Raw genomic sequence first — 17,364 nt, 5'->3', positions numbered from 1 at the left:
TTCTTTAAGTACTGCTTATATAGGCGGGAGGAGTTACTTATATCTTAACTCCCACGTGAAGCGCACGAGGTATGATTGCCGCCTTTGACATGTATCTTAAGCTGGAGTGATCAGCCTGAGGTCATCTGTTCCATATGCACCAAACAATATATCCTCGGATATTTCTTCAAAAGGTTGAATGTACCCATAATGAGTAAAGCCAAGTTCTTGCGCCAACCTTAGAACTTCCTTTAACTCCGAATGAGATAACGTTTCTGAAACAGCAACTTTTCTGAAAGGTGGAGGGGCTGCATCATCACCAAATTCAGTAAATCCTAATATGCCAATTGAATTTAGTTTTTTAAGAATCTGTACTCTGTCTGAAAGATGAATATTTACTCCACATGAAAGGTCAGATAAAGCTAAACCAGACGGGGGTTCAGTCTTGTTTGAAGACAAAAGTTTTTCAATAGAATCAATTTTCTTCTCAAGATCTATCACATGCGCATCTTTTCTGGAGACTCTTATCGGTTCATTTGTGCGACTACTTAGATATGTGGAGTAATAAGAGTCTTCTTGAAGCTCTGGTCGAAATTTGGTCTGAAGAAGAAATAACGCACCTATAAAAACTGGCACGTTAATAATTGCAGCGATAACTAAAGCGCCAGCTTGCCAACTACTAGCATCCATTCTAGTGGCAGCAACTAGAAAAGCACTATCAACAGAAAGTAGGCCAACAAGCCATGCCCCGAGTAGCTGTATTGGTTTTGTAATTCTTTCAGGCGTTATTTTTGAGCTATCCATATTTTAGTTCGTAGTCGCTCCAATTTATTTTCTCATAATAGAGATTAGATGAATGGCTGGGACATCGGTTCGATTAGCGAAGCGTAATCGGACCTTCGCGGTTTCGATAAGACTGCCAGTCATTCCCCATAAACGTATCTATTGTGCCTATATCTCCACAATGGAGCAATGCTGAATCCATTCTGAATAGAAAAAGACACCACTACCACTCTCATATTTCCCTGCAAGTTTGCTTTGAAGCTGGCTGTTGTGGAGAGCGGACAAGAGTTGTGGTCTGTCTGGCTTAAAGGTGACTATCTATATATTTTGCTTTTAATCTATGCGCGCCTGAGCCTCTCTGTGTCAATGACTGTTGTGCTTAAAAATTGCGCTGGTGGTTAAAAAGAGAAGGGGGCAAATATTGCCCCCTTAATCCATTAATCCCGTCAGGGCGGATTAACCACCGACTTAACCCGCCTTGGCCACCATGGCTTTCAACTGCAGGAAGTACTGCTCGTAGAGGCGGGATGCATCTCCCACATCGGACTGGAACTCGCCCTTGCGTTTGATCTCGTCACTCGGGAAGACCATGGGGTTGTTGCGAAACGCCGGGGTGAGCAGGGGAATGGCATCCTTGACCGGGGTGGGGTAGCCAATTGCCTCGGCCACCTTGGCGGCCACATCGGGGCGCATCAGGAAGTTGATCAGGGCGTGGGCCTCCTTCACATGCTTGGCCTTGGCCGGGATGGCGAGGTTATCCATCCAGAGTACCGCCCCTTCTTCGGGGTAGGTCATCTGGATGGAGGGGTATTCGCGCTGGGCGCCGTAGGCCGAGCCGTTCCACAGCATACCGATATTGACCTCACCGGCGATAAAGGGGTCGGCCGGGTTGTCGGAGTTGAACGCCTTGACGTTGGGCATCAGCTTTTTCAGGTATTCGAACGCTTCGGCAATTTGCGCCTTGTCCTGGGTGTTGGGGCTGTAGCCCAGCTGCACCAGCGCGATATGGAACACCTCGCGGGCATCGTCCATCAGCAGCAGGCTCTCTTTCCACTCCGGTGCCCAGAGCTGCTTCCAGCTGGTCACCGGCTGCTCGATGATGTCGGTGTTGGTGCCGATCCCGGTCGCACCCCAGATATAGGGGATGGAGTAGCGGTTGTCCGGGTCGTACTCGTGGTTGAGCAGGGTGGGGTCGAGGTGCTTGAAGTTGGGCAGCTGGGCGCGATCCAGCGGCTGCAGCATTCCCTCTTTGGCCATTTTCGAGATGAAATAGGTGCTGGGCACCACCACGTCATAGCCGTCGCCATGGGTTTTCAGTTTGGCGTAGAGGGTCTCGTTGGATTCGTAGGTGGAGTAGATCACCTTGATGCCGGTCTCTTGCTGGAACTGCTCCAGCAGGCCGTCCGGCACATATTCCGACCAGTTGTAGAAGTAGACCACCTTGTCGTCGGCCGCGTGAGCGCTCTGGCTCAGCAGCGGGGTGGTGAGGGTGAGGGCGGCTGCCAGCAGGGCGCCGGCCTTGTGTTGGATTGTCATCAACAACTCCTTGGGGTTATGGGGCCTTGCGGCCCACCGTGACAGAGTTCGCCAAAGATGGCGGGGACGAAACGGCAGGGTCAACCCTGCCGTTTACGCAGTAACAGTTGTGCCAGCAGCACCATCCCGAGGGAGGCGACCAGCATCAGGGTGGCCAGGGCGTTGACCTCGGGGGAGACGCCCACCTTGACCATGGAGTAGATCTTGAGCGGCAGGATCTCGTAGGCCGGGCCGGTAACAAAGGAGCTCACCACCACGTCGTCCAGCGACAGGGTAAAGGAGAGCAGCCAGCCCGCCATCACCGCCGGCAGCGCCAGCGGCAGTATGATGCGGCGCAGGATGATCCACTCGCCAGCCCCCAAATCCCGCGCAGCTTCCAGCATCCGCACATCAAAACCGCACAGCCGCGAGTAGACGGTGATCACCACGAACGGCAGGCAGAAGGTGATGTGGGCGATCAGCAGCGACCAGAAGCCCAGCGCAATGCCGGTCACCACAAACAGGGTCAGCAGGGAGATGGCCATGACGATATCGGGGGACATCATCACCACAAACAGCATGCCGCTCACGTACTGTTTGCCGCGAAAGCGGTAGCGAAACAGCGCCACGGCGGTGAGGGTGCCGATCAGGGTGGCTGCGGTGGCGGTGAGGGCGGCGATGGTCAGGGAGTGCTGGGCCGCCTGCATCAGGCTGGCGCTGGCAAACAGCTTTTCATACCAGCCCAGGGTAAAGCCGCGCCAGTCGATGCCATATTTCGACAGGTTGAAGGAGTTGGCGATCAGCACCCCGATGGGCACATAGAGATAGCCAAACACCAGCAGCAGGAACAGAGCTTTCAGTGCGCGCATCATGCCAGCTCCCCCTTCTTGCTGAGCAGCTTGCCCGCCCGCCAGTAGCAGTAGACCAAGAGCGCCATCAGCACCGTCAGCATCACGCTGATGGCGGCGCCAAAGGGCCAGTCACGGCTGTTGAGGAACTGGGTCTTGATCAGGTTACCGATCAGCAGATGCTTGGCGCCCCCCAGCAGATCGGAGACATAGAACATCCCCATGGCGGGCAGGAACACCAGCAGACAACCGGCAATGATGCCGGGCAGGGTGAGGGGCAAGATGATCCGCACCAGCCGCTGCCAGCCGTTGGCGCCAAGATCTCGCGCCGCCTCCAGCAAACGGCCATCCAGCTTCTCGATGCTGGAGTAGAGCGGCAGCACCATAAAGGGGAGCAGCACATAGACCAGCCCGATGATGACGGCCACCTCGGTATACATCATCTGCAGCGGTCGCTCGATAAGCCCCAGATCCAGCAGCCAGCCATTGATCAGTCCCCGGGTGCCAAGCAGCACTTTCAGCGCATAGGTACGAATGAGGGAGTTGGTCCAGAACGGCACCACCACCAGAAACAGCAGCAGCGGGCGGATACGCGCTGGCAGATGGGCCAGCAGCCAGGCAAAGGGGTAGCCCACCAGCAGGCAGATGGCGGTGGCGAGCAGCGCCAGCCAGAGGGAGTGGAGCAGCACCTCGAAATAGAGGGGGTCCAGCAGGCGGCCATAGTTGCTCAGGGTAAAGAGCGGCGCGATAAGCTCGGACTCATCACGGGTCAGGAAGCTGACGCCGATGATCATCAGGTTGGGCAGGAAGACAAACAGTGTCAGCCAGCCCAGGATCAGCGCGATGGCCCCGTTGCGAAAGCCATTGTGGGCAAAGCTGTGCGGTACCCGCAGATTAGTGAGGCTCATAGGGCAGCACCACCTCCCAGCTGTCGACCCAGTGGATCGCCACCTCTTGACCGAGACGGTAGTCAAAGTCGGGGTCATCCTCGTCGAAGAACTCGGAGATAAGCAGCTGTTTGCCGCTTTCGAGTTCGATCACCGAATCCAGCGTCGCCCCCTTATAGTTGCGCTCGCGGATATTGCCTCGCAGCGCACCACTCTGATCGTCATCATGATCGAGAATGCGCAGATCTTCCGGGCGCAGCAACACCAGCACCTTGTCGTCTGGCTGGAACGGCAAGGCGGTATGAAGCAGGCATTCGCGCCCCTCTACCTCGGCTTGCCAGATACCGGGCTCGCGCTGGCTGATCAGCTTGCCATCCATCACGTTGATCTCGCCGATAAAACGGGCCACGAACAGATTGGCTGGCGATTCGTAGATATCGCGCGGGGTGCCGCGCTGGATGATTTGGCCCCCCTCCATCACCAGGATGCGATCAGACATGGTGAGCGCCTCTTCCTGATCGTGGGTGACGAAGACAAAGGTGATGCCCAGGCGACGCTGCAGCGCCTTGAGCTCGCTCTGCATCTGCTTGCGCAGCTTGTAGTCTAGCGCCGAGAGGGATTCATCGAGCAGCAGCAGACGGGGCTTGTTGACCACGGCGCGGGCAATGGCGACCCGTTGTTGCTGACCGCCGGAGAGCTGATCCGGGCGGCGGTTGGCCAGCTCGGTGAGCTGCACCATGGCGAGGGTCTCCTCGACCCGCTGGCGGATCTCGCTGGCCGGTACTTTCTGCATCTCGAGGCCAAAGGCGACGTTTTCAAACACCGTCATATGGGGGAAGAGCGCATAGCTCTGGAACACGGTGTTGATGTGCCTGTGTTCGGCGGGGATATGGGTGATCTCGTCACCGGCCAGATGGATGGTGCCACCGTCGACCGATTCGAGCCCGGCCAGCAGGCGCAGCAGGGTGGTCTTGCCACAGCCGGAGGGGCCCAGCAGGGTAAGAAATTCACCGTCATAGATTTCAAGGTCAAGGTCACTCAGGATCACCTTGCCATCGTATTTTTTGCTGATCTTGTTCAGCGCGACAATTACCTGTGGATTGTTCATCATCCGCCAGTCTCACCCCAGCCAGTGGCCATCGTGTTGAAAGAGGGCCGCATTCTATGCAGCCGACACATGAAATTAAAGGCTTTTTGGCCCGAATTAGCCGCAAGTGCGCAGGAAAAACGGCTACGAATAGCAGACCAAATCGCTATAATGTGCCACCTGATTTGGTCGTTTTCGATATTGGATAGTCAATTGAGTAATAAAATGCGTATTGGCGGCTCCCTTGAGCAGTCTCTGAACCAGGGCTATCGCCTTGATCTGAAAGGGGTCATCCAGGAGGGATGGCAACAGACCCGCCGTACCGGATTTGGCCTGCTGCTGGCGATTGTCGGAGTGACGGCGATCTGGATCCTGCTCAGCAATGTGCTGCTGTTGCCCTATCTGGGGGATGACAGCCAGATGAATGTGGCCATGGTGCTGAGCCTGCTGATGACGGTGGTGATGGCCCCCATGACCAGCTCCCTCGATATGCTGGGGTTGCAGCAGTCGGTCGGGGTGCGCGCCCGTGCCAACCAAGTGTTCGACTTCTTCCGTCACTTTGTACGTCTCGGCATGTTGAGCCTGCTTGGCAGCCTGCTCACCAGCCTGTTTGGCCCGCTATTCGATCTGCTGGGCTTGCCCGCCGTGCTCTCTTTCATTCCCTCGGCCCTGATCGGCATGGGGCTGCTCTTTACCGTCCCGCTGGTGCTGGAGCGTGGCCTGACGCCGCCCCAGGCCATTCTGGTTTCTCTCAAACTCTTTGCTCGCGGCTGGCCCAGCATTGTGCTGTTCCACGGCGTGATGACCGCGCTCTTCTTCCTGGCTCTGATCCCCATGGGGTTGGGGCTTATCTGGGTGGCACCGCTCTATTTCAACTGCAAGGGGATCCTCTATCGGGATCTCTGCGGGGTGGGGGTAGAGGTTAACGAGGTGACAGAAGGCCCCAACCATTTCAATGCATGATGCAAAAGGATGTTGAATGACCCGTCGATATGGAGTGACCAAGGCTGTGCGCCAGGGTCTGCTGGCCACGCTCTTGCTGCCAGGGCTGGCGCTGGCTGAGCCGGTGCTGGATCTGCAATACAGCACCTTCTACAGCCAGATGAAGACCTTTGCCAAAGGGGAGTTTGGTCACGCCAGACTGGGGTTTTATCTGACCGATCCACAAAATGGTCAGCGCTGCGGCCTCACCTTTGCCCGGGTTGCAACCGACAGCAAGGAAGTGGCGGGCGAGGTAACGGTCGATAGCGAACTGCGCCTGCCTTTTGATGAGGATCTCAACCTCGACAAGGGGATCGTGACCGTCGGCCTGAAAGAAGAGCACGCCACTTGCGATATGACGGTACAGGTGATGGCCGACGCACCGAACGGGCCCGAGCTGCCGCTGGCGGAGCTGGCGGCCCGTCAGCAGCAGATGCAGTTGCTGCTCGACAAGATGGCGGGCATGGTCGGCAAGCACTTCCTGCCGAAGATGGAAGGGGTACGCATTACCCTGGTGCAGCAGAGCGGAACAGCTTATCTGATTGATGGTGCCCGTCAGGAGGCGCTGCCCTGGCAGGAAGGCCACCTGCTGCTGAGCAATGAGCAACTGGCCGCGTTCGCCGCCGGGCAACTGCGCCTGCAGGGTGACGTGCTGCGACTGACCCCCTGGTTGCACAAGGGCTGATGCCGATGGTGTTGTCACGTTGGTAACAGGCAGATAAAGAAAGCAAAAAAGGAGCGATCATCGCTCCTTTTTTATTGCGTGGCGTTTTGCCCTGTGAGCGCGGCTTAGCGCACTTCAATCACATCCAGCATGTCCATCTCGTCGATGTCCAGCAGCGGCGCCTTTGGCATCTCGGGCGGATCAAACGCCTTGTCGCCACCATCGATGATGCCGGAGTCGCGGTTGATGCTCTTGAAGTCAAACAGCTTGTGGTCGAGCAGGTGGCTCGGGATCACGTCCTGAATGGCGGTGAACATGGTCTCGATACGACCGGGGAAGCGGCGATCCCAATCCTGCATCATCTGTTTGATGGCCTGACGCTGCAGGTTCTCCTGCGAGCCGCACAGGTTGCACGGAATGATGGGGAAGGCTTTGACGTCGGCGTAGCGGATCAGATCCTTCTCTTTGCAGTAGGCCAGCGGGCGGATCACCACGTTCTTGCCATCGTCGCTCACCAGCTTGGGCGGCATGGACTTGAGCTTGCCACCGTAGAACATGTTGAGGAACAGGGTCTCGAGGATGTCGTCGCGGTGGTGGCCAAGGGCAATCTTGGTGCAACCCAGCTCCTGGGCGGTGCGGTAGAGAATACCGCGGCGCAGCCGTGAGCAGAGGGAGCAGGTGGTTTTGCCTTCCGGTACCTTCTCTTTGACGATGGAGTAGGTATCTTCCTCGACGATCTTGTACTCGATGCCGAGGGAATCCAGATACTCGGGCAGCACATGCTCGGGGAAACCGGGCTGCTTCTGATCCAGGTTGACGGCAACCAGATCGAAATGGATGGGGGCACTGGCTTTGAGGCTCATCAGTATGTCGAGCATACCGAAGCTGTCCTTGCCGCCGGAGAGGCAGACCATGACCTTGTCGCCCTCTTCAATCATGTTGAAGTCGGCAATGGCCTGACCCACGTTGCGCCGCAGGCGCTTCTGCAGTTTGTTAAAACTGTATTTTTCTTTGGCGTTCAGCTCTTCTAGCATGCTCGTAAAACCCGGGACACAAATAAGCGCGTTATTATAGCCATGTCCCGGGGGAGGGCAAGGTGCCAGGCACCTTATGATTGATTGCGACGGCTGTCGACCGGGCAGCTGTAGTCCGCCGGTTTGAGGATCAGGATGTCGCAGGAGAGGCGGTCAATCACATGTTCGGCGGTATTGCCGAGCAAAGCTGCAGAAAGCCCGGTACGCCCGACGCAGCCCATGATCATCAAGGTCGCCTTGAGCTCTTCGGCCATATCCGGCAACACCTCTTCCGGTAGTCCTTCAGCTACCCGGGTCCAGAGATGACCGATCCCGAACTTGTCGGCATGGCTGAGCAGCAGGCTTTCGTGGTGCTTGCGGATCGCTTCGTTGTAGGCGTTGGGGTCAAACTCCGGCAGCTCGATGGCCACGTTGACCGGGGTGCCCGGGTAGGTGTTGACCAGATAGAGGTTGGAGCCCAGCAGCTCGGCGATGTCGCTTCCCTCCTGGGTGATCCGTTCGTTGAGCAGTTTCTGATCCGGATCGTCGCTTGAGCAGTTGATGGCGGCGATGATGTTGCCGCCCCGTTGCCAGTGACCCTCTTTGACCAGCAGCACCGGACAGGGGCATTTGCGCAGCAGGTGCCAGTCGGTGGGGGTAAAGATGAAGGTTTGCAGGAAGCTGTGATGGTGAGTGGCTTTGACCACCAGATCGTGGCGCTGCTCCAGCACCTCCTGAATGACGCACTCGAAGGGACGATTGTGCCAGACCACTTTCACTTCGCACTCTATCCCCTGTGCCCGATAGGGGGTCAGGATCTCGTCCAGCCACTCACGTCGCTGTGAAATGACGCCGTCGCGCATCTCTTGCCGCTCGTCCACCGAGAGCATGGCGGTCATTTCATACGAGAAGTCATAGATGGTGAGCAGCAGGGTCAGATGGGCGTTTTCGTCCAGCTCGGCGACTTTGACTGCCCGTTCGAGGGCGATTTGACGCTCCTCTTCTGGATTGATAACCACCAGAATATTCTGATATTTGACCATCTTCTCCTCCTTGGAAAAGTCCAATGACAGCAGAATCTTAGCCATTACAGCTTAGCGCAGGAGGAGGGTATGGGGAACGTACCGGATCACATTCCAGAGGAAAGGATCCGGCAGGGAAAGCAGGAGAAAAGCGAGAGGGTAAGCGGAAAAATCAGCCGCAGGGCGGGCGAGTTGCACCGGCCATCATGCCCAGCGCGACCTGATCAAGCACGGTAATGTATTTGCCTTTGACGCTGATGAGACCGGACTTCTGGAAACGGCCGAGCAGACGACTGATGGTCTCGACGGTCAGACCCAGATAGTTGCCAATGTCACCACGGGTCATGGAGAGACGGAACTCCTTGGCGGAGAAACCGCGCTCGGAGAAGCGTACCGAAAGATTGTGCAGGAAGGCGGCGAGGCGCTCTTCGGCATTCTTCTTGGAGAGCAGCAGGATCATCTCCTGATCGCCCATGATTTCGCTGCTCATCAGACGCATGATCTGCTGGCGCAGTTTGGGCATCTTGCCGGAGAGATCATCCAGCACTTCAAACGGGATCTCGCACACCATGGCCGTTTCCAGCGCCTGAGCGAAGGAGGGATGGGCCTGCTTGTTGATGGCATCAAACCCGACCAGATCGCCAGCGAGGTGGAAAGCAGTGATCTGCTCATCCCCTTGCTCGGTGATGGTGTAAGACTTGATGGTCCCGGAACGGATGGCATAGAGCGATTTGAACTCATCGCCAGCCTTGAACAGCTCTTCACCCTTCTGGATCGGCTTTTTGCGCTCGATGATGCTGTCCAGCTGATCAAGCTCGTTGTCGTTCAGAGTGAAGGGAATACAGAGCTGACTGATGCTGCAATCCTGGCAATGAATTGCACAGCCACCGCTCTGGATACGTCTGCCAGGTTTCTTTTCCGGGATCATAGGCTCATACGAATAATTGATTTATATCAAACAAGTTTACCATCAACTCATCCGTTTTGGATAGGGTTTCAAAAGGAAGCAATGCCAATCCAGAAGGTATGTACCCCGAACAAAATGAGCAGCAGGGCACCGCCAAGGCGCAAACTGCGCAGGGTGAGCCAGTATCTCAGGCGATCGGCAAGCCCTCCCAACGCAAACAGGGTGGGCAGGGTGCCGAGACCAAAAAAGAGCATGATGAGCGCCCCGCCACCGGCCGAACCCGCCGCCGCGCTCCAGGTCAGCATGGAGTAGACCAGCCCGCAGGGGAGCCAACCCCACACCATGCCAAAGGGCAGTGCCTGCACAGGTGAGGTGAAGGGGAGAAACTTGCCCGCCAGCGGTTTGAGACGGGGCCAAAGTCTGGCGCCGAGCCGCTCCAGCAGCAAGATCCCTTGCCACCAGCCCGCCAGATAGAGACCAAGCGCAATCATCAAAAGCGCTGCCACCAAGCGCAATCCGGCGATGGCGTGTTTGCCTGCGCCCAGCTCGCTGGTGGTGGCGAGCAGGCCGCCCACCAGTGCACCTGCAATGACATAGCTCAGGATACGGCCGAGGTTGTAGTTGAGCAGATAGGCAAGCCGCCCCCAAAAATGCTGCTTGTTGGCGGGGATCGCCATGGAGAGCGCGGCGGAGACCCCCCCGCACATGCCGATACAGTGGGCAGAGCCTGCCAGTCCGACCAGCAGGGCGCCGGCCAGATCAAGGTTGTGGGTCATGGTCAGCAGGCTTTACGGGTTTGTGGGCAGGTTGCTCTTCGTCAAACAGGATGTTGGAACCCTGCCGGTCGAGATCTTCAAACTGCTCGGAGCGAATGGCCCAGAAGAAGACGACCCCGGCGATGATCACAAACAGGATAGCGATGGGGATCAGGACAAAAATTATATTCATGAGAGGTACCTTGGCGTTCATCCTTGGCAAGCGTCCCCTATGGTAACCCTGTTCGGGCAGAGGGCCAGCCGCTATCAATTAGAAATGTGGCCTGCATCGGAGGCAGGCCACATTTTCAGCTATTTTCCGCCACCAGCCTCATCGGTTGAGGCGCATGGAGTTGGTTACCACGATGAGTGAGCTGAGCGACATGCCCGCCGCCGCCAGATAGGGGGGCAGCCAGCCGCAGGCCGCCAGCGGCAGCACCAGCAGGTTGTAACCGATGGACCAGGCGAAGTTCTCGATGATGATCTTGCGGGTACGTATTGCCAGCACTCTGGCCTCGAGCAGTCGGCTCAGGTCATCGGCCAGCAGGATGGCGTCGGCGCTGTTTTTCGCCAGATCGGTGCCACCAGCCATGGCAAACGAGGCGTGAGCGCCAGCCAGTACCGGAGCGTCGTTGATGCCATCGCCCACCATGATGCTGATATCCCCTTGGGCTTCCCGGGCCTTGAGGTAGGCCAGCTTGCCATCGGGCGAGACCCCCTTGACCAGCTCATCCACGCCCAGCTCGCGGGCAATCTCGTCTGCCTGCAAAGAGCTGTCGCCAGTCAGCACGGTAGTTTGCAGACCTGCTGACTTGAATGCCGCGATCAGCGCCCTGGCATCGGGACGCAGGGTATCTTCCAGATTGAAGCGGGCCAATACCTGCTGCTCGTCGGCCAGATAGATAGCCAGACCGCGGCCGCGTTCTTGCGCCGGATCCAGCCCAAGCCAGCGGGCACTGCCGATGCGGTAGCGTACGCCATCCACCAGCGCTGTGATGCCGTGACCGATGACCGGGGTGATCTCGCGGGCGGATGGCAGCACAGTGATGCTGTCGGCGGGCAGCCGGAAGGCGCGGGCAATCGGGTGTTCGGATTGCGCCTCCATGGCCCGGGCGATGGCGAGGCATTGCGTCTCGTCCATCTCTGCCAAGGTGGTGGTGCCGGTCAGACTGATCTCACCTGTGGTCAGGGTGCCGGTCTTGTCCATCACGATCCGGTTTGCCTTGGTCAGCACGTCAAGCACATGACCACGGCGCAACAGAATGCCGTTGCGGGTCAGATTGGCGGTGGCCGAGGTCAGCGCTGTCGGGGTGGCCAGCGACAGGGCACAGGGGCAAGTGGCAACCAGCACGGCGAGGGTGACCCAGAACGCCTGATCCGGTTGATGGAAGTGCCAGAAGGTCCAGACGGCGGCGGCAATGATCAGCAGCACCAGAATAAAGTGGCGCGACAGCTGATCCGCCATCTGGGCGATGGCCGGTTTGTCATCGAGGGCATGATCCTGCAGCCGCATGATCTGGGCGATCCGTGACTCTTCAATACGGTGGCTGACCCGGATCTGCAGCGGGGCATCCGTGTTGATGGTGCCGGCATAGACCTGATCGCCTGGCTGTTTAAGCAGGGGCAGCTGTTCACCGGTCAGCATGGATTCGTTGAGGCTGGCTTGCCCTTCGACAATGATGCCGTCCGCCGGCAAGGTGGCGCCAGCAAGCACCCGTATCCGATCGCCGACCTGCAAGGTCTTGGCCGCTACCTCATGCTCCCCTTCATCATCGATGCGGGTCGCCATGATGGGCACCAGTCGTGCCAGGTTGGAGCTCGATTCCGACGCCTTACGCCGGGCCCGCAACTCGAGAAAGCGCCCCAGCAGCAGGAAGAAGACGAACATGGTGATTGAGTCGTAATAGACCTCACCGGTATTGAACACGGTGGCCCACATGGAGGCGATAAAAGCCCCGATCAGCGCCAGCGACACCGACACATCCATCGACAGGTGACCCTGTTTCAGGCTGCGCCAGGCCCCCACGTAAAAGGGCTGGGCCGAGTAGATCATGATGGGGGTGGAGAGCAGCAGGCTTATCCACTTGAAGTAGACCATGAACTCATCTTCAACGCTGATGAAGAGATCCATATAGAGGGCCACGGCGCACATCATCACCTGCATTGAGCCCAGCCCCGCCAGAGCCAGCCGGAACATATAGCTGCGCACCTCTTTGGCGTAGAGCGCCTCCTGTTGATGGGTCTGGAACGGATAGGCGCGATAGCCGATCTGGGCGAATCCCTTGAGGATGTCACTCAGGGAGAGCTGGTCCGGATCCCACTTGATACGGGCCCGGTGGGTGGTGGTGTTAACGTTGATGTAGCGCAGGCCGCCAAGGGTCATCAGGTGGCGTTCGATAAGCCAGGCACAGGCGGCGCAGGTTAGCCCTTCTACTGTCAGCTGGATTTCGCGAAGGGTGCCGTTGTCGGTGACAAAATCCTGTTGCACTTCTGCCAGATCGTAGTGGGTGAGGGCGGCCAGCTCCTCGGGTACCAGATCCCCCTTGGTACCGGGGGCGGTGCGGTGATCGTAGTAACTGGCAAGGCCGCACTCCATGATGGTTTCTGCCACAGCCTGACAACCGGGGCAGCACATGGGGCGAACAATCCCCTTTATCTCGAGGGAATAGCCACTATTGGCGGGTACCGGCTCGCCACAGTGAAAACAGGGGGTCATGCTTTATGTCCCCCTGAATGCAGAATGCAAGCAGCAGGAGCGGTGGCGAGAACCGGCTCGCCACAGTGAGAACAGCCGGTCATGGCTTAGCGTCCTTTCGGGTCGAGTTCGACAGGGGCCAGAGTGGGCAGCTGGACGGTCTCTTGCAATCGCCACTGGTGATCGAAGGCATCGACCCGAATGTGCCACTTGCCGACCAGCGGCTTGTCGAAATGGAGGCGATAGGTGCCGCTCGCATCGGCGGTGATCATGTGTTCGCTGTCCTGACCGGCCAAGGTCGGGTGGAACAATGAGAGATAGAGAGCTTGCCCGGCAGGAATATCGCCGCTTATAGGTTTGAGGGTCAGCTCGTTGCCGTCAACCTCCAGCCCAAAGCGGATATTGAGGGCTTCGGAGCGGTCAAACTTGCTCAAGTCCTGATTGATCTCTTTCCCTTGTTTGTAATAGTCCTCGGCCACCAGATTGACCCCATCCTTGCTGGCGATGATGGCGGTGGCGATACTGCCGACAACGGCGGCAGTGGGAAGGGCGATGATAAACCAGGGCCAGAATTGGCGATACCACGGTTTGGATAGAGGTTGGGTCATGATTGCTACTGCCATGAAACGAATGATTAACGTGGAAGATGGTTTTTACGCAACATAAGATAACAAAAAGCCTCGAGGAGTCGAGGCTTTTTGCTGTGTAATCACGTGTTTATCACATGTTACAACGTTACGGGCGAACCTTATTTGGCAGACTGTTGGTGAGACAGGCTGTAAACGTAGGAGGCCAGCAGGTGAACCTTGTCCTCACCCAGAATATCTTTCCAGGCTGGCATCACGCCGTGACGACCGTGGGTGATGGTTTGCACCACCACTTCGCGGGAGCCACCGTAGAGCCAGGTGTTGTTGGTCAGATCTGGCGCACCGACGGCGATACCGCCCTTGGCATCGGCCCCGTGGCAGGCTGCGCAGATGGCAAAGCGTGCTTCACCTTTCTTCGCTTCCACCAAGTCGACCTTGCGACCGGAGAGGCTCAGCACATAGGAGGCCACTTCCTGAACGCCATCTTTGCCGAGGATTTCACCCCAGGCCGCCATGATCCCCTGACGACCGCCCATGATGGTGGTCTTGATTTGATCAGGCTGGCCGCCCCATTGCCATTCGCTGTCGGTCAAGTTCGGGAAGCCGCGGCCACCACGGGCATCGGAGCCGTGGCACTGGGAGCAGTTCTGCAGAAACAGACGCTGACCCACTTTCAGGGCTTCCGGATCCTTGGCGATCTCGGTGATGGCACGATAGGTTTTGCCATCCGCTTCGTAGGTCAGTTCACGGAACTTGGCGCCGTAGATCTCGTCAGCCTTGGCGACCTCGCGGTCATACTCCACTGCGCGACCTTCGGCCTTGGCCGATTCGGTTGCAGCCTTGGACTCGGCCAGCGAGCGCACGTCCTGGTTGGAACTTTGCCAGCCCAGCAGTCCTTTGAAGTTGCCAAGCCCCGGGAAGGCGATCAGATAGACCAGACCGGTGACGATGAAGAAGAGGAACATGTAAGTCCACCACTTCGGCAGCGGGTTGTTGATCTCCTCGATACCATCGAAGGAGTGACCCATCGATTTGCCTTCTTCAACACCCATCTTGTCCTTGCGGCACCACATCAGCAGCAAGAAGCAGCCGAGGATGGTTCCCAGACTGATGACAGTCACAAAAATGCTAAACAGAGTGCTCATTATTGTTTCGCTCCTGCGTTCTTTTTATCAGCACCGGGTTGCTCATCATCGGCAAAAACCAGATTGGCAGCCTCGTCGAAAGAGGTCTTGCGGCGTTTGCTGTAGGCCCAGACGATGATGCCAATCATGATGGCCATCAACAGCAGGGTATACAGACCGCGAAATGTGCCGTAGTCCATTTTCGCCTCCTTATTTCAGGGCATGACCCAGTGATTGCAGATAGGCCACCAGCGCATCCAGCTCGGTTTTGCCCTTGACGGCTTCGCCAGCACCCTGAATATCGGCGTCGGTATAGGGCACACCGAAGTGATCGCGGAACAGCGCCAGTTTTTTGCCGGTCATCTCGCCAGTCAGCACATTGGTATCAAGCCAGGGGTAGGCGGGCATGTTGGATTCCGGTACCACATCACGCGGGTTGATCAGGTGAACCTTGTGCCACTCGTCGGAGTAGCGGCCACCGACACGGGCCAGATCCGGACCAGTACGCTTGGAGCCCCACAGGAAGGGGTGCTCCCAGACGCTCTCACCGGCGACCGAGTAGTGACCGTAACGCTCGGTTTCGGCACGGAACGGACGGATCATCTGGCTGTGGCAGTTGGTGCAGCCTTCGCGAATGAAGATGTCGCGTCCTTCCATCTGCAGAGCGGTGTAGGGCTTGAGGCCCTCCACCGGCTCGGTGGTTTGCTTTTGGAAGAACAGCGGAGTGATTTCAACCAGGCCCCCCAGACTGATGGCGAAGATGATGCCGACCACCAGCATGGGAACGCTTTTTTCAAATATTTCGTGACGGTTATTGTTGCTCATGGGTTGACCTCTTCAATCATGCTGGCTGGGCGACAGGTTCCAGAGAACCTTTGGGCGCAGTGATGGTGCGATAGGCGTTGTAAGCCATCAGCAACATGCCGGTGACGAAGAAGCAGCCTCCCAGGAAGCGCACGAAATAGAAGGGATAGGATGCCTGCAGCGCTTCAACGAAGCTGTAGGTCAGGGTGCCATCTTCGTTGACTGCACGCCACATCAGGCCCTGCATCACGCCGGAAATCCACATGGCAACGATGTAGAGCACGGTGCCCACAGTCGCCAGCCAGAAGTGAACGTTGATCAGCTTGACGCTGTACATCCGGCCCTGGCCGAACAGGTTCGGGATCAGGTGATAGACAGCACCGATGGAGACCATGGCAACCCAGCCCAGCGCACCGGAGTGCACGTGACCGACGGTCCAGTCGGTGTAGTGGGAGAGGGCGTTGACGGTTTTGATCGCCATCATCGGGCCTTCGAAGGTCGACATGCCGTAGAAAGAGAGGGAGACGATCAGGAAGCGCAGGATGGGGTCATAACGCAGTTTGTGCCAGGCACCGGAGAGGGTCATGATGCCGTTGATCATACCGCCCCATGAGGGGACGAACAGGATCAGGGACATCACCATGCCCAGTGACTGAGCCCAGTCAGGCAGTGCGGTGTAGTGCAGGTGGTGCGGACCGGCCCAGATATAGAGGGAGATCAGCGCCCAGAAGTGGACGATGGAGAGGCGATAGGAGTAAACCGGGCGACCGGCCTGCTTGGGCACGAAGTAGTACATCATCCCCAGGAAGCCAGCGGTCAGCAGGAAGCCTACCGCGTTGTGGCCATACCACCACTGCACCATGGCGTCCATGGCGCCGGAGTACATGGAGTAGGACTTCATGCCGGAGAGCGGCACTTCCATGTTGTTGACAATGTGCAGCACCGCAACGGTGATGATGAAGGCGCCGAAGAACCAGTTGGCCACATAGATGTGGGAGGTGGTGCGCTTCATCAGGGTGCCGAAGAAGACGATGGCATAGGCGACCCATACCACAGTGATGGCGATATCAATCGGCCACTCCAGCTCGGCATACTCTTTGGCGGAGGTGTAACCCAGCGGCAGAGAGATGGCGGCAGAGAGGATGATTGCTTGCCAGCCCCAGAAGACGAAGGTTGCCAGCGGGCCACCAAACAGTCTGGTTTGACAGGTGCGCTGCACCACGTAAAACGAGGTGGCCATCAGTGCACTGACGCCGAAGGCGAAGATCACTGCGTTGGTATGGAGGGGCCGCAGACGACTGTAAGTCAGCCACGGGGTCTCGAAGTTGAGGGCAGGCCAGATCAACTGGGCTGCGATCAGTACGCCAACCGACATGCCGACAATTCCCCAGACAATCGTCATGACGGTAAACTGGCGAACAACGGTGTAGTTGTACTCAGGATGGTTAGTTGTATGGCTCATCGTTATATTCCGCTTCCGATGCTGCTGTTGTTTGGTTTTGTATCCGGAGGACCGGACTGGCTTCATCAGCCACCGCCGACCAGTTGTTAACATCTGTTAACGAAAGGAAAAGCAAAAGATGGCTAAATGAAAACTGCATGGGAATGATACTGAAGTGACAGGTAAAATAACAGTATAAACAGTGATATATTTGGCTCCGTCCGGTCTCGATATGGCAGTTTTTTACCTTGTTCGAGATCACAAAAAACTAT

Annotated in this window: 18 protein-coding genes; 2 read left to right on the top strand and 16 right to left on the bottom strand. The window is 57.4% G+C overall.

The annotated features are described in order from the left end of the window. Positions 1-96: 96 nt before the first annotated feature. From AB5Y67_RS10570 to potA, 5 genes are all read right to left on the bottom strand, one after another. On the bottom strand, positions 97-783 hold the full coding sequence (locus tag AB5Y67_RS10570; protein ID WP_139443769.1) for a hypothetical protein: 687 nt from the start codon (positions 781-783) through the stop codon (positions 97-99). A 447-nt stretch (positions 784-1,230) separates the two neighbouring features. Next, positions 1,231-2,298, bottom strand: coding sequence for an extracellular solute-binding protein (locus AB5Y67_RS10565; RefSeq protein WP_005345409.1), 1,068 nt, complete (start codon positions 2,296-2,298; stop codon positions 1,231-1,233). An 80-nt stretch (positions 2,299-2,378) separates the two neighbouring features. Then, positions 2,379-3,149, bottom strand: coding sequence for a spermidine/putrescine ABC transporter permease PotC (gene potC / locus AB5Y67_RS10560; protein ID WP_005336644.1), 771 nt, complete (start codon positions 3,147-3,149; stop codon positions 2,379-2,381). Then, complete coding sequence (gene potB, locus AB5Y67_RS10555; RefSeq protein ID WP_042083135.1) at positions 3,146-4,033, bottom strand: spermidine/putrescine ABC transporter permease PotB; 888 nt, start codon at positions 4,031-4,033, stop codon at positions 3,146-3,148. Before potB ends, potC begins: the two co-directional genes overlap by 4 nt. Next, entirely contained in the window at positions 4,020-5,123 is a 1,104-nt protein-coding gene (potA, locus tag AB5Y67_RS10550; protein WP_199428550.1) for a spermidine/putrescine ABC transporter ATP-binding protein PotA, read from the bottom strand. Before potA ends, potB begins: the two co-directional genes overlap by 14 nt. Positions 5,124-5,324: 201 nt before the next feature. Between potA and AB5Y67_RS10545 the strand changes: the two genes are divergently transcribed. Then, positions 5,325-6,062, top strand: coding sequence for a hypothetical protein (locus tag AB5Y67_RS10545; RefSeq protein ID WP_005351939.1), 738 nt, complete (start codon positions 5,325-5,327; stop codon positions 6,060-6,062). A gap of 16 nt (positions 6,063-6,078) precedes the next feature. Continuing rightward, on the top strand, positions 6,079-6,765 hold the full coding sequence (locus AB5Y67_RS10540) for a DUF2987 domain-containing protein (protein ID WP_199428551.1): 687 nt from the start codon (positions 6,079-6,081) through the stop codon (positions 6,763-6,765). 104 nt (positions 6,766-6,869) lie between these two features. Here the strand turns inward: AB5Y67_RS10540 and ttcA are convergent, their stop codons facing one another. The 11 genes from ttcA to ccoN all read right to left on the bottom strand — a co-directional run bounded on the left by ttcA (position 6,870) and on the right by ccoN (position 17,113). Next, on the bottom strand, positions 6,870-7,778 hold the full coding sequence (gene ttcA, locus AB5Y67_RS10535) for a tRNA 2-thiocytidine(32) synthetase TtcA (RefSeq protein WP_005336634.1): 909 nt from the start codon (positions 7,776-7,778) through the stop codon (positions 6,870-6,872). 74 nt (positions 7,779-7,852) lie between these two features. Beyond that, positions 7,853-8,800: a universal stress protein UspE gene (gene uspE / locus AB5Y67_RS10530; RefSeq protein WP_005345417.1), complete on the bottom strand. Its 948-nt coding sequence runs from the start codon at positions 8,798-8,800 to the stop codon at positions 7,853-7,855. A gap of 151 nt (positions 8,801-8,951) precedes the next feature. Continuing rightward, positions 8,952-9,707: an FNR family transcription factor gene (locus AB5Y67_RS10525; protein WP_005351934.1), complete on the bottom strand. Its 756-nt coding sequence runs from the start codon at positions 9,705-9,707 to the stop codon at positions 8,952-8,954. Positions 9,708-9,775: 68 nt separating this feature from the next. Then, the gene (locus AB5Y67_RS10520; protein WP_199416455.1) at positions 9,776-10,462 is read right to left on the bottom strand and encodes a sulfite exporter TauE/SafE family protein; all 687 of its coding nucleotides are present in this window, start codon (positions 10,460-10,462) and stop codon (positions 9,776-9,778) included. Beyond that, entirely contained in the window at positions 10,446-10,634 is a 189-nt protein-coding gene (gene ccoS, locus AB5Y67_RS10515) for a cbb3-type cytochrome oxidase assembly protein CcoS (protein ID WP_005336630.1), read from the bottom strand. Before ccoS ends, AB5Y67_RS10520 begins: the two co-directional genes overlap by 17 nt. Positions 10,635-10,772: 138 nt before the next feature. Continuing rightward, positions 10,773-13,157 (bottom strand): heavy metal translocating P-type ATPase, encoded by a 2,385-nt coding sequence (locus AB5Y67_RS10510; protein WP_199416454.1) that lies wholly within the window; start codon positions 13,155-13,157, stop codon positions 10,773-10,775. An 86-nt stretch (positions 13,158-13,243) separates the two neighbouring features. Further along, the gene (locus tag AB5Y67_RS10505) at positions 13,244-13,744 is read right to left on the bottom strand and encodes a FixH family protein (RefSeq protein WP_005345427.1); all 501 of its coding nucleotides are present in this window, start codon (positions 13,742-13,744) and stop codon (positions 13,244-13,246) included. A gap of 140 nt (positions 13,745-13,884) precedes the next feature. Further along, positions 13,885-14,868 carry a cytochrome-c oxidase, cbb3-type subunit III gene (gene ccoP, locus AB5Y67_RS10500; RefSeq protein WP_005351929.1) on the bottom strand — a complete coding sequence of 328 codons (984 nt, stop codon included), beginning with the start codon at positions 14,866-14,868 and terminating at the stop codon, positions 13,885-13,887. After that, positions 14,868-15,047 carry a CcoQ/FixQ family Cbb3-type cytochrome c oxidase assembly chaperone gene (locus AB5Y67_RS10495; protein WP_005336620.1) on the bottom strand — a complete coding sequence of 60 codons (180 nt, stop codon included), beginning with the start codon at positions 15,045-15,047 and terminating at the stop codon, positions 14,868-14,870. Before AB5Y67_RS10495 ends, ccoP begins: the two co-directional genes overlap by 1 nt. A gap of 10 nt (positions 15,048-15,057) precedes the next feature. Further along, the gene (gene ccoO / locus AB5Y67_RS10490; RefSeq protein ID WP_021230095.1) at positions 15,058-15,672 is read right to left on the bottom strand and encodes a cytochrome-c oxidase, cbb3-type subunit II; all 615 of its coding nucleotides are present in this window, start codon (positions 15,670-15,672) and stop codon (positions 15,058-15,060) included. Positions 15,673-15,688: 16 nt separating this feature from the next. Continuing rightward, the gene (ccoN, locus tag AB5Y67_RS10485; protein WP_005336616.1) at positions 15,689-17,113 is read right to left on the bottom strand and encodes a cytochrome-c oxidase, cbb3-type subunit I; all 1,425 of its coding nucleotides are present in this window, start codon (positions 17,111-17,113) and stop codon (positions 15,689-15,691) included. Positions 17,114-17,364 lie beyond the last annotated feature (251 nt).

It is taken from the genome of Aeromonas sp. s12 (assembly GCF_040907925.1).
GTDB lineage: Bacteria > Pseudomonadota > Gammaproteobacteria > Enterobacterales > Aeromonadaceae > Aeromonas > Aeromonas veronii.
Note: the sequence above shows the minus strand (reverse complement) of the source record. Positions and strands in the feature narration are given on the sequence as shown.

What these genes read in the sequence shown, in the direction of transcription:
- AB5Y67_RS10520 (WP_199416455.1), bottom strand. Translation starts at nt 10,462, where the DNA reads ATGACCCACAACCTTGATCTGGCCGGCGCCCTGCTGGTCGGACTGGCA.
- ttcA (WP_005336634.1), bottom strand. Translation starts at nt 7,778, where the DNA reads ATGCTAGAAGAGCTGAACGCCAAAGAAAAATACAGTTTTAACAAACTG.
- potA (WP_199428550.1), bottom strand. Translation starts at nt 5,123, where the DNA reads ATGATGAACAATCCACAGGTAATTGTCGCGCTGAACAAGATCAGCAAA.
- ccoO (WP_021230095.1), bottom strand. Translation starts at nt 15,672, where the DNA reads ATGAGCAACAATAACCGTCACGAAATATTTGAAAAAAGCGTTCCCATG.
- uspE (WP_005345417.1), bottom strand. Translation starts at nt 8,800, where the DNA reads ATGGTCAAATATCAGAATATTCTGGTGGTTATCAATCCAGAAGAGGAG.
- AB5Y67_RS10570 (WP_139443769.1), bottom strand. Translation starts at nt 783, where the DNA reads ATGGATAGCTCAAAAATAACGCCTGAAAGAATTACAAAACCAATACAG.
- ccoN (WP_005336616.1), bottom strand. Translation starts at nt 17,113, where the DNA reads ATGAGCCATACAACTAACCATCCTGAGTACAACTACACCGTTGTTCGC.
- AB5Y67_RS10495 (WP_005336620.1), bottom strand. Translation starts at nt 15,047, where the DNA reads ATGGACTACGGCACATTTCGCGGTCTGTATACCCTGCTGTTGATGGCC.
- AB5Y67_RS10545 (WP_005351939.1), top strand. Translation starts at nt 5,325, where the DNA reads ATGCGTATTGGCGGCTCCCTTGAGCAGTCTCTGAACCAGGGCTATCGC.
- AB5Y67_RS10525 (WP_005351934.1), bottom strand. Translation starts at nt 9,707, where the DNA reads ATGATCCCGGAAAAGAAACCTGGCAGACGTATCCAGAGCGGTGGCTGT.
- potC (WP_005336644.1), bottom strand. Translation starts at nt 3,149, where the DNA reads ATGATGCGCGCACTGAAAGCTCTGTTCCTGCTGCTGGTGTTTGGCTAT.
- ccoS (WP_005336630.1), bottom strand. Translation starts at nt 10,634, where the DNA reads ATGAATATAATTTTTGTCCTGATCCCCATCGCTATCCTGTTTGTGATC.
- AB5Y67_RS10510 (WP_199416454.1), bottom strand. Translation starts at nt 13,157, where the DNA reads ATGACCCCCTGTTTTCACTGTGGCGAGCCGGTACCCGCCAATAGTGGC.
- ccoP (WP_005351929.1), bottom strand. Translation starts at nt 14,868, where the DNA reads ATGAGCACTCTGTTTAGCATTTTTGTGACTGTCATCAGTCTGGGAACC.
- AB5Y67_RS10565 (WP_005345409.1), bottom strand. Translation starts at nt 2,298, where the DNA reads ATGACAATCCAACACAAGGCCGGCGCCCTGCTGGCAGCCGCCCTCACC.
- AB5Y67_RS10540 (WP_199428551.1), top strand. Translation starts at nt 6,079, where the DNA reads ATGACCCGTCGATATGGAGTGACCAAGGCTGTGCGCCAGGGTCTGCTG.
- potB (WP_042083135.1), bottom strand. Translation starts at nt 4,033, where the DNA reads ATGAGCCTCACTAATCTGCGGGTACCGCACAGCTTTGCCCACAATGGC.
- AB5Y67_RS10505 (WP_005345427.1), bottom strand. Translation starts at nt 13,744, where the DNA reads ATGACCCAACCTCTATCCAAACCGTGGTATCGCCAATTCTGGCCCTGG.